This is a genomic window from Leyella stercorea, assembly GCF_021531655.1.
Genome location: NZ_JADYUF010000003.1, coordinates 30,535 through 42,068, shown reverse-complemented (window position 1 = coordinate 42,068; position 11,534 = coordinate 30,535). Strand labels below are relative to the sequence as shown.

The 11,534-nt window shown below is 50.1% G+C and carries 8 protein-coding genes; 2 read left to right on the top strand and 6 right to left on the bottom strand.

Features of this window, described 5'->3' with window-relative positions; translation table 11 throughout:
- Positions 1–31: 31 nt before the first annotated feature.
- The 3 genes from dnaA to I6E49_RS01535 all read right to left on the bottom strand — a co-directional run bounded on the left by dnaA (position 32) and on the right by I6E49_RS01535 (position 4,006).
- Positions 32–1,444, bottom strand: coding sequence for a chromosomal replication initiator protein DnaA (gene dnaA, locus I6E49_RS01545; RefSeq protein ID WP_235400076.1), 1,413 nt, complete (start codon positions 1,442–1,444; stop codon positions 32–34).
- A gap of 355 nt (positions 1,445–1,799) precedes the next feature.
- Positions 1,800–2,702, bottom strand: a complete 903-nt coding sequence (locus tag I6E49_RS01540) for an MlaD family protein (protein ID WP_235400075.1) — start codon at positions 2,700–2,702, stop codon at positions 1,800–1,802.
- A 17-nt stretch (positions 2,703–2,719) separates the two neighbouring features.
- Positions 2,720–4,006 (bottom strand): N-acetylmuramoyl-L-alanine amidase family protein, encoded by a 1,287-nt coding sequence (locus tag I6E49_RS01535; protein WP_235400074.1) that lies wholly within the window; start codon positions 4,004–4,006, stop codon positions 2,720–2,722.
- 178 nt (positions 4,007–4,184) lie between these two features.
- Between I6E49_RS01535 and I6E49_RS01530 the strand changes: the two genes are divergently transcribed.
- Both I6E49_RS01530 and I6E49_RS01525 read left to right on the top strand, forming a co-directional pair.
- A complete protein-coding gene (locus I6E49_RS01530) occupies positions 4,185–5,123 on the top strand; it encodes a hypothetical protein (protein ID WP_235400073.1) in 939 nt (312 codons plus the stop codon).
- On the top strand, positions 5,101–7,224 hold the full coding sequence (locus tag I6E49_RS01525; RefSeq protein ID WP_235400072.1) for a hypothetical protein: 2,124 nt from the start codon (positions 5,101–5,103) through the stop codon (positions 7,222–7,224). Before I6E49_RS01530 ends, I6E49_RS01525 begins: the two co-directional genes overlap by 23 nt.
- A 336-nt stretch (positions 7,225–7,560) precedes the next feature.
- Here I6E49_RS01525 and folB read toward each other — a convergent pair whose 3' ends face one another.
- The 3 genes from folB to queF all read right to left on the bottom strand — a co-directional run bounded on the left by folB (position 7,561) and on the right by queF (position 11,456).
- Positions 7,561–7,938: a dihydroneopterin aldolase gene (folB, locus tag I6E49_RS01520; RefSeq protein ID WP_235400071.1), complete on the bottom strand. Its 378-nt coding sequence runs from the start codon at positions 7,936–7,938 to the stop codon at positions 7,561–7,563.
- Positions 7,939–8,383: 445 nt separating this feature from the next.
- Entirely contained in the window at positions 8,384–10,957 is a 2,574-nt protein-coding gene (locus tag I6E49_RS01515; protein WP_235400070.1) for an adenosylcobalamin-dependent ribonucleoside-diphosphate reductase, read from the bottom strand.
- A gap of 25 nt (positions 10,958–10,982) precedes the next feature.
- Complete coding sequence (gene queF / locus I6E49_RS01510; protein WP_235400069.1) at positions 10,983–11,456, bottom strand: preQ(1) synthase; 474 nt, start codon at positions 11,454–11,456, stop codon at positions 10,983–10,985.
- Positions 11,457–11,534 lie beyond the last annotated feature (78 nt).

Below are 11,534 nucleotides of genomic sequence, written 5' to 3'. Positions count from 1 at the left end.
CCAGTATCTATTGGATGAGTGGCAAGTGTTGTCAGTTTTTCAGTTTGAACGAGTTCTCTATACTCGTTATCTCACTTGAGAATTTCTTGTCTATCTTGATGCGTTGCTCCACCTGATTGCAACTGTATATCACAGTAGAGTGGTCGCGTCCTCCAACGAGTCGTCCGATTCGGCTTGCCGGCATCTTGGTGTATTTCTGTGCCAGATATATTGACACCTGGCGTGCCATAACGTAATCCTTCTTTCGGCTGCGGCTGTTGATGTTGGCTGGTGTAACGTTGTAGTGCTGGCAAACGCTTTCGATGATGTCGTCTACTGTAAGCGGATTGTCCTCTACCTTGACCGAGCGCTTGATTACGCGCTGGGCGAGCTGCATGTCAACGTTGCAGTTGTACACTACGCTGTAAGCCATGAGCGAATTGATTACGCCTTGCAGGTCGCGCACGCTTCCGTTGGCTGTCGAAGCGATGAACTTCACCACATCCTCAGGAATGTTCAGGCCGTCGTGGCGTATCTTGCTTTGCAGAATGTCAACACACAACTGCACGTTAGGCTTCTCAAGCTCGGCGATGAGTCCGCATGAGAATCGTGTGATGAGTCGCTCGTTCATTCCCTTCAGTTCTACCGGTGGACGGTCGCTGGCAAGGATGATGCGCTTGCCTGTGCGGAAGAGGTGGTTGAAGATGTGGAAGAAGGTGTTCTGTGTACCCTTCTTGTCTTCCCACTCCTGTATGTCGTCAACAATCAGAACGTCGATGGTCTGATAGAAGTTGATGAAGTCGTTGATAGTGTTGCGCAGCACGGCATTGGTGTACTGCACCTCAAACAATCGGGCGCTGATGTAGAGCACACGCTTTTCTGGATAGATGCGCTTGGCTTCGACGCCTATAGCATTAATAAGGTGGGTCTTGCCACATCCCGAAGGACCGAATACGAAGAACGGGTTGAACTGCATGTTCTGCGGATGCTCGGCTATGGTCTGACCTATGGCGCGTGGCAACTTGTTGCTGTTGCCTTCGATATAGTTGCGGAAGGTGAGGTGAGGGTTCAGCTGCGAGTCAATCTCCTGCAATGGTGATGCATCGAGAAAGTTGGGCGACTCGTTGGCATTGGTGCGTGTCTTGGGTCGCATATTCTCGTTGGTAGGCTCGTCGCCTTCCACCACCTGCGTCTTCTTGTTCTCGCTGTCGGTCACGATACGATAAGAAAGCTGAACGTTTTCTCCAAACATACGTGTAAGCACTTTGCGCAACAAGTCGACATAGTTCTCCTCCAGATACTCGTACACGAACGGGCTCGGTACGCGTATCAACACGGTCTTCGACTCCTCATTGAAGGATTCGAAGACAATGCTTTTGAACCATGCGTTGTATTGTTGCTCGGTAGTGTTCTCGTGTATAAGGGCGAGACACTTGTCCCAAAGCTTGTCAGGACTTAAATTCATTGGCTGTGGTACGTATGTTTAAATGTCTTTCGACAGTTGATTCTTAAAATTCCGTCTGCAAAATTACTTATTTTTTTTGATGTGAGCAAATACTCTGCATTTTATTGTTTAACCAAAGTTTGTTAACAGCTTTATTTACCGACAGTTAGCTTTTTTAATAAATTACGGGACGTATAAACATGTCTTTGGCGTGAAAATGTTGATTTTCTGATAGTTACGTAGTTTATGCGATTTTTAAGCCTTGTTGGTGAAACATTGTTTACAATCTTGCTAAGATATTGAAACAATCGGCTTCAGAGCGAGTCTGAAGCCGTGAAACATTATCTTGTCGTTATTTATACAGAATCTATATTGCTTACTTGTCCTTCTTTCCGAACAGAGAGAAGTGTACATAGCGCTTCGGGTGCTGTCTGAGGTTGGTCAGGAGCGAGTCGGCGCTACACATGGTTGAATTGAGATTGTTGTAGAGCGAGGGGTCGTTCATGAGCAATCCGAGTGTACCGTTGTTGCTGTTGAGCTTGGCGGTGAGTTCCTGTACATTATTAATAGTCTGGTCTACCTGACGCATTGTATTCTGTATGTCGATAGCGGCGAGGTTGGATGTCAGCTTGTGGGTATTGTCGAGCACTCCGTCTGCCTTGGCCATCATTACCGGAACGCCCTTGTTGAGCGAAGCCATGAGTTTGTTGAGTTCGGCGGTAGAAGTGGTGAGATTGCCCGTGATGGTCTGTACGTTGTGCAGCGACTGTGCGAGGGCTGGGTCGGCAAGCAGAGTGTTGAGGCTGCCGAGAATGCTGTCGAGCTTTGGCAGCATTTTCTCTATATTCGGAATCATGTCGGCTGCTTTGCCAAGAGCGCCGCCGTTGACGTAGCCCTTGATAGTGCTTCCAGGCATGACACGTTCGCGTGGATTGTTGGCGAGCAGCAGGTTGACCTTGATGTTGCCCATAAAGTCGCTCTCGATTTCGGCTGTAGAGCCAGCAGGAATACGCATGGCCTTGTCGAGTCCTACAAGCACACGAGTAGGTTTGTCGCCCGCATAGTCGTAGATGACATCCTTGACTGTACCCACTTTGAATCCGTCAGCGTAGATGGGGCTTGATGTTGACAGTCCGCTTATGTCTTTGAATTCTATGTAGTAGTCGTCGGTTGACGAGAAGATGTTGAGCCCTTTCAGAAAATTCATTCCGAAGAACAGTATAATAACTCCCACGATAGCGACGAGTGCTATTTTCACTTCTTTCGTAAATCCTTTCATAATATTCTGTTGATTGTTTATTTGTTTCTGTTTTGTTTGAATTCGCGTATTGCCTGGTTCACATCCATCTTGTCTCCGTTCTTGAATGCTATGATGAATGCTCCGGGGAACTTGTCGAGTATAGCCTTGCGCAAGCGGTATATCTCGTTGTAGTTGTTTGAGGCTCCGTAGGTATACTTCACCATTCCGTTCTCCTGATAGAACTCGCATCCCTCAAGTCCGCGGAAGTTATGGTCGCCTGCTTTCAGCTGTCGTTGTGCAGCTATTATCTGCACCTTGAATACTGGCTGTGTCTTGTCAATTCTTCCGGTTGGTCGGGCTACAGTCTGCGTTTTTGCGGGCTTTTTCTCGGCATTGTTTGTTCGGGATGGTTTCGGGTTTCGTTCGGGATTGGCTGTGTTGTCAGCGTTGTCCTTATTGGGGTTGTCGGTGCTTGCCTGCATATCCGTATTGTCCGTCCCGGTGGTCTGTACCGGTTCGGGAGTTTCGGATATGGAGTCGGATATTGTCTTGTAAGGCACCGTCATGCGTGTGTCGTACTTGTTCTTGTATTGTACGAAGGCGTTGTATATGCCACGTGCCATATTGTCCACCTGCGCCTTGTCGTTGAGCATGCGCTCCTCTTCGGGGGTTGAGATGTAGCCCAACTCAATCAGACAGGCTGGCATAGATGTGAGTCGAAGCACGGCAAGGTTCTGCTGATGCACGCCCTTGTTGGGTCGGTTGGCTGCGCGGCACACGTGCGTTTGCAGCATCTTGGCAAACTCTATGCTTCGTGTCAGGTTCTTGTCCTGGATGAATTCGAACATGATGTTGCTCTCGGGCGAGTTGGGATCGAATCCAACGTAGTGCTGCTGATAGTCTTTCTCAAGCAGGATTACGGAGTTCTCGCGTTTTGCCACCTCAAGGTTTTCCTTTTTAGCGTGCGAGCGTCCGTCGCCCAAGGTGTATGTTTCGAATCCTCGCATGCTGTGGTTGCCCTTCAATGCGTTGGTGTGTACCGATATGAACAGGTCGGCTTTCTTTCGATTGGCTATTTCGGCGCGCTCGTACAATGGTATGAACACGTCGGTCTTGCGCGTATATACAACCGTCACGTCGGGACAGTTGCGCTCCACATAGCGTCCGAATGCGAGCGCCACGCTGAGGTTGATGTTCTTTTCTACCGATTTGCTTCCGGGTGCACCTGTGTCCTTACCTCCATGTCCTGGGTCGATGCAAAGCGTGAATTTGCGGTTGGCATCGGCTGCTGACGATACTAACGATATAATGAGAAATATGAAGAGCAATAATTTCTTTGCCATAAATGTGGTGCGGTTGGTTGGTCCAAATGTCTGAACTGCAACAATTTTAGGTGCAAAGTTAGCGAATTAATCGTTAATAACTGCGTGAAACCGACAAAAACATGTAAGTATATTTTGCTTTGTCTTTGATTTTGCGTAAATTCGCAATATAATAAAGTAAAATAGACAAACGTAAAAAATGACAATCAAGTTAAGCTCGGCTGTTGTATGTTTCCTGTTGTCGATGGGATTGACGTTGTCGTGCAGCAAGCCGAAACCGATGTCTACAACGGTGCGTTCGGTATATTATTGGAGCACAACGCTGAATATTGACTATACAAAGTCGGCATTCATTCGTCGTTACGACATCTCGCGAATGTACATACGCTATTTTGATGTGGTGACGGATGCGAGTGGCAGGGCGGTTCCTAATGCTACGTTGAAGTTTGCTACATGTGTGCCACAGGGCATCGACGTTGTGCCTACGGTATTCGTCATGCCCGAATGTCTAAGGCAAGACCGCCAACAATTGGCTGCGCTCATCGTCAAGCGTGTGGTGCAGATGAACGAGACCAACGACGTGCATAACGTAAGGGAGATACAGATTGACTGCGACTGGACCCGCTCGACACGTCTGCTGTATGCCGAATTCATGCAGGCTATGCTCGGCGAGTGCCACAACCGACACCTGAAACTCTCGTCAACCATACGTCTGCATCAGCTTGCGCAGACACCTCCGCCTGCCGATCGAGGCGTGCTGATGATGTACAATACGGGCGATGCAACAGATATAGAATGTCATAAGCCGATACTCGACATGCACGATGCCGCCCCATACCTGCCCCGTCTGAAGGACTACAAGCTGAAGCTCAGCACGGCTTACCCCATATTCGCATGGCGCATACTGTTTCGTGGAGGCAGGTTTGTGGGCTTCATCCATCACGATGGCGAATATCCCATACTGCCAAGCGACTCTATCGCTGTACGCCAACCGTCGGCTGCCGACATCATCGAAGCCGTTAATGTAATAGGTAGTCGCCGACCTGATGCCAACAACGAGATAATACTTTTTGATCTCAACAACAATAACATCAACCGATTTAAACGCAAAGATTATGAAAAGATTCTTAATATGTAGTTTGATTGCAGCCCTGCCGTTCACCAACTCAACGGCTTGCGTCTCCGAAGGACCTACGCACAACCGTTATATGTTCTCGGTCTATCGCCACAACGCACTCACCGACGGACCCGCATTTCTCTATGACATCGACCGTTATTGGCAGACTTACACAGGCAACGACGGTCCCTGTGGCATAGGATTCTACAAGTGGAACCGTGACGAGATTATGTCCACCGCCCGAAAGAAGAACGACACGGCTATGATAGCTTATCTCACGCTGTTCAACCGCTACTTCAAGACGTGCGAGGCGTATACTGCAGATGCATGGAACTATCCCACGAAGCAGCAGATGGCACAACGGCAGAAGTCATTTCAGAATGTGCTGGCTGCTGCAAAGGCTTATCGTGGCACGGCGCTCCGACCGCAGTATGTGCTGCTGCAAATGCGTGCCAATATGATGTTGGGCTACAACAATGCCAATATTGCATTATGGAACTCTACGGCTTCGCGCCTTGCCGAGAGTCCGTGGCGCAATACCATGCGCAACATCTATGCACGGGCTTTGCTCAAGAGCGGTCAGCGCACACGTGCCTGCAACATTTATGCCGAGCAGGGCGACGTGCAGTCAATCAAGACCGTGATGCGCAACTTCCGCAACCTGGCAGGCATACGTACCATATTCGCACAAAATCCAAACGCCACAACGCTGCATTTCCTTGTACAGGACTTTGTCAACAATGTGCAGGAGACGCTAGACCAGAAGGCGGCAGGATTTGATGATGCCGAATGGTTTAAGACTATTGATGCCAAACAGGTGTACCGCAAGGAGGCGATGGCGTTCGTGCAGTTTGCCGTCGATGCCGCTGCCAATGCCAAGGTGAAGTCGCCAAGCCTGTGGCTGGCTGCTGCAAGTATGGTCGACTATCTGATAGGCAACAGCCAACGTGCCATAGCCGAAGCCGACAAGGCTGTTGAGGCTGACGGAACGGAACGCATGCGCGACAATGCACGTGCCATACGTCTGCTCGTGTCTACCCGTACAAACAAGCCGACTGCCGAATATACCGACTATCTGCTTGCCGAATTCCATTGGCTTGATGCCAAGATAAAGGAAGAGGGTGGCACCGAAAGCGGTTATGACAATCACTATGCCGACGTAAAGGACCGCGTGGTGCATCGTGGATTGGAACCGCTATTCCGCAAGGTGGGCATGGACAACACGGCTCTGGCGCTGTGTGCCATGATGAATGCTGAAGGCAAATATAATAATAATGTGTCGTATGGTCCGTGGAACGAGTATTTCAGCAAGATGGACAGTCTTAAAGCCGACCGCCTTGCCGACTATTATCAGTATCTGTCAACGCCCCATACCAACGCTTTCGAGACCTACTGCACGCAGAACACCTACCACGATGCCGACTACTTCAACGATCTCATCGGCACAAAACTAATTGCTGAAGGGCGCTTTGCCGATGCCATTCCTTATCTGAAGAAGGTCGGTATGTCGCTGCTTTCCACTCAGATGATTAGCATTTACAGTTCGCAACGCCACTACGACACGCCCCGTTGGTTTGGCAAGCAGAGGGTGGAGGAGGCTTATGAGCCTGCGAAGGTGACCCGCAACGCAAAGCTCGACTTCTGTATTGACATGACCGACCGCCTAAGCCGATACAGTCTTGCACGTGAAGGCAGCGCCAAGCAGCAGATGGCTTACGACCTTGCCGTGCGCTATTATCAGGCTTCGTGCTATGGCGACTGCTGGTATCTGACGCATTACTATCACAGCGTAATGGATTCGGCACGCTCGTGGGAGAAGGACTTTGCTGCCGAGACGGTGAAGTATCTGAATGTTGCCAAGCAGTCGGACGACGTTCGGTTGCGCTACCGTTCTCTGTATGCTCTGGCTTTCATGCCTGTAGAGCCGTGGGCAACTGTCGAGTACGATACCAGCAACGGCTATAAGGAGCTGCTGGTGATGCATCCTAAGTCGGCACAATATATGGCTTTGAGCGACCTTGACATGTTTGCCAAGGCCTATCCCAACGCTATTGACGACTACACACGGCGTTGTGATGTGCTGCGAGAGTTCCGACTAAAGCGGGAAAGCCAGAACTTCTAAATACGCAACATTAAGAAGCGGTTCACCCGTTACTTTAGTTCGGGTATTTGCAATAAAGGGTCTATACACTATGCAGCGGCATTATTCACCGAAGACACCTAAGATTACCCAAAAGTGGCGATAGTGGTGCTAAATCTATGTTTTTTTATGAGATTTAGCACCACTATCGCCATATTTGGGCAATTGGCCATTATATCCACACAACGGTGTATATTGCAATAAAGGGTCTATACACTATGCAGTGGCATTATCCACCGAAGACACCTAAATCGGTTGTTATTGTATTTTCACTCTCCTCCTATATATGTAAAGATAATTCTGATTACAATAGAAGTCCTATTTAGGGCGAGTTACGTTGATTTCTACGCCAGCGCCATCGCAGTCGGCACCCATTGGCGGATTGCATTTGGTGATGCGCAGCATTATGGAGTTGATGTCGGCATAGTGGTCGAGCAGTCGGTCGGCTATGCGTCCTGCCACGTGCTCTATGAGCTTTGATGGAGTGCTCATCTCCTCCTTTATGATGTTGTAAACCTCGGCGTAGTTGAGCGTGTCGGCTACGTCGTCGGTTTGCATTGCGCGCGAAATGTCATAGCCTACGCGTACATTTATTATATAGTCGTTGCCCGTGAGCTGCTCCTGCGGCAGCACTCCGTGGCGTGCGTGCAGGCGTATATTATTAATGTGGATAAAGGAATTTGTAAGTGTTTTCATATACAATAGCCTTCGTTTTGAGTGAATTGAAATAGAGTGATAAAAAAGATGGTGTGTCAAAAGTCTATTATACGGGCTGAAAGCCCAATAAGCTCATAGCCCAGGGCATCTGCCCTGGGTGTACGGATAGATAGTAACCCAAACGCCCTGTGAGGGCAAAAGCATTGATTATTAACGCTTTTGCCCTTGCAGGGCGTTTGGTTGTTTGGGAATTATCACTCAGGGTGTTACCCTGGGCTATGTGCTTCTGCCCTTTCGGGGCGTGCTGCTTAAACTTTTGACACACCCTCTTTGCATTGTAAAAGGACCCTCTTTGCATTGTAAAAGGACCCCTTTTGCGTTGTAAAAGGACCCCTTTTGGAGTGCAAAAGGACTACATTTGGAGTGCAAAAGGACTACATTTGGAGTGCAAAAGGACTACTTTTGCAAGCAGTCCCTTTTTGTGTTATCCGCAGCGCGAGGCTCCGCAGTTCTTGCAGATGAGGCAACCCTCCTGATAAACGAGCGTTTCCTGTCCGCATACGGGACAAACCTGACCCTTGGCAGCGGTGCCGTCGGCTATGTATTTCTTCAAGGCTCGCTCCACACCGTTCTTCCATGTGTTGATGCTCTGGTCGTTGAGCTGCAGCGATGCTACAAGTTTTATCACGTGGTCGATAGGCATACGATAGCGCAATACGCCCGAGATGAGCTTGGCGTAGTTCCAGTATTCGGGGTTGAACTTCTCTGAGAGTCCCTCGACGGTGGTCTTGTAACCACGCTTGTTTTCAAATTGGAAGTCGTAACGCTTGGTTCCGTCTGCGTTGACCTGCTTGATGATGCGTCCCTTGGTGACGGTCTTGGGCAGAGCTATACCCTCCTCGTCGTCCTGCAGACCCGTGAATATCTCGTAAGGATAGCCGTCGAGCAGTCCGACAAATGCCACCCACTTCTCGCGGTTGTTCTGGAATCGCACCACGTCGCACTCCAGTTCGCGCGGACGTGTCTCCGTTACGGCAAGCACGTTGGCAAGAACTGTCACCTTGTCGTTGGCAGGTTGTGCGGCACTCTTCTTCTTCTTGTCCTTCTTGCTTACTGCTATCATAACGCCCGAACGTGAGCCGTCGCGATAGATGGTGCATCCCTTGCATCCCGAGCGCCATGCCTCTACGTACAGACGGTTGACCAGAGCTTCGTCGACGTTGTTTGGCAGGTTGACAGTTACGCTGATAGAGTGGTCCACCCATTTCTGTATGGCTCCCTGCATGCGCACCTTCATAAGCCAGTCGACATCGTTGGCTGTGGCTTTATAATAAGGTGAGCGTGCCACGATCTCGTCAATCTCTTCCTGGGTGTAGCGCTTCTCGGTGTCGATGCCGTTGATGCGCATCCATTCGAGGAACTTCTTGTGGTAGACGATGTATTCCTCAAACGAGTCGCCCACTTCGTCTACGAAGTCTACGTGTACGTCGGCATCGTTGGGATTTACCTTGCGGCGACGCTTGTATACGGGCATGAATACCGGTTCGATACCGCTTGTGGTCTGTGTCATGAGCGATGTTGTGCCCGTAGGAGCTATGGTGAGACACGCAATGTTGCGACGTCCGTAAGTCATTATGTCGCTGTAGAGCTGAGGGTCGGCATCCTTTATGCGCAGCAGGAAGGGATTGTTCTTCTCGCGTTCGGCGTCGAATATGGCGAACGCTCCTCGCTCTTTAGCCATCTGTACAGACGATGCATAGGCTGTAAGAGCCAGTGTGCGGTGTACGTCGACGCTGAATGCTGTTGCCTCTTCGGTGCCGTAGCGCAGTCCCATGGCTGCAAGCATGTCGCCTTCGGCTGTTATGCCCACACCGGTGCGGCGTCCCTTCGAACTCTTGTCCTTTATCTTCTCCCACAGATGATACTCGGCATGCTTGATGTCGTCGCATTGCGGGTCGTGGCTAATCTTGTCCATGATGAGGTCGATCTTCTCAAGTTCAAGGTCGACAATGTCGTCCATGATGCGCTGTGCCTTAGCCACGTGCTCCTTGAAGAGGTCGAAGTCGAAGCTTGCCTCGGGTGTAAACGGATTCTTGATGTATGCGTAGAGGTTGATGGCAAGCAGTCGGCACGAGTCGTAAGGACAGAGAGGTATCTCGCCACATGGGTTGGTGCTGACGGTTTGGAATCCGAGGTCGGTATAGCAGTCGGGAATACTTTCGCGCAGAATGGTGTCCCAGAACAGTACTCCCGGCTCGGCACTCTTCCAAGCATTGTGTACAATCTTCTCCCAAAGCTGCTTGGCTGAGATGTCCTTCTTCACGATAGGATTGTCTGAATCTATCGGGAACTGCTGTGTGTAGGGCTTGTCGTCAACTGCAGCCTGCATGAACTGGTCGTCAATCTTAACGCTCACGTTGGCACCGGTAACCTTTCCCTCGGTCATCTTGGCATCGATGAAAGCCTCACTGTCCGGGTGCTTGATGCTGACAGACAACATCAGCGCACCACGACGGCCGTCCTGTGCCACTTCGCGTGTAGAGTTGCTGTAGCGTTCCATAAACGGCACGAGTCCGGTAGAGGTAAGAGCCGAATTGGCAACGGGCGAACCTTTGGGACGGATCTGCGAGAGGTCGTGGCCTACTCCGCCACGGCGCTTCATCAGCTGCACCTGCTCTTCATCCAGACGCATAATGGCTCCGTATGAGTCACCGTCGCCTTCGATGCCGATAACGAAGCAGTTGCTGAGCGAAGCAATCTGGTGGTCGTTGCCGATGCCAGTCATCGGACTGCCGGCAGGAATGATGTAGCGGAAGTGGTCGAGCAGGTCGAACACCTCACGCTCGCTCATCGGGTTGGGATATTTGTTTTCGATGCGTGCTATTTCGCGTGCCAGTCGCCAGTGCATGTCTTCGGGCGATTGCTCGTAGATGTTGCCGAAGCTGTCCTTCATGGCATACTTGCTCACCCATACGCGCGCAGCCAGTTCGTCACCGGCAAAGTATTCGAGTGAAGCCTTGTAGGCTTCGTCGTAAGTGTATGTCTTCTTATTTTCCATTTGTGTGTTTTAAGTCGTTGTTTTCTTAAATGTCGTGCTTGGCAAAACGCTCTTCTGCCAGTTTCTCCCATTTTGTTCCGGGCTTGCCATAGTTGGCGTACGGCCAGATGCTGATGCCTCCGCGCGGAGTGAAAATGCCAGTCACTTCGATGTATTTCGGGTCCATCAGCTTTATGAGGTCTTTCATGATGATGTTGACACAGTCCTCGTGGAAGTCGCCGTGGTTGCGGAAGCTGAACAGATAAAGCTTCAAGCTCTTGCTCTCTACCATTCGTACGTCGGGCACATAGCTGATGCGTATCTCTGCAAAGTCGGGCTGTCCGGTGATGGGACACAATGATGTGAATTCGGGGCAGTTGAATCTTACCCAATAGTCATTACCCTGATGCTTGTTGACGAACGATTCGAGAACTTCGGGTGCGTAGTCGTCACGATATTTGGTTTTTGCGCCGAGAGCCTGCAGACCCTCGTCGCGTCGGTTTTCATTGTTTGCTGCCATATCTATAATTGATTTTGTTTGGTGCAAAGTTACAGAAATTTATGGATATTGACGAATATCTTGCCTTACGAATTTTTA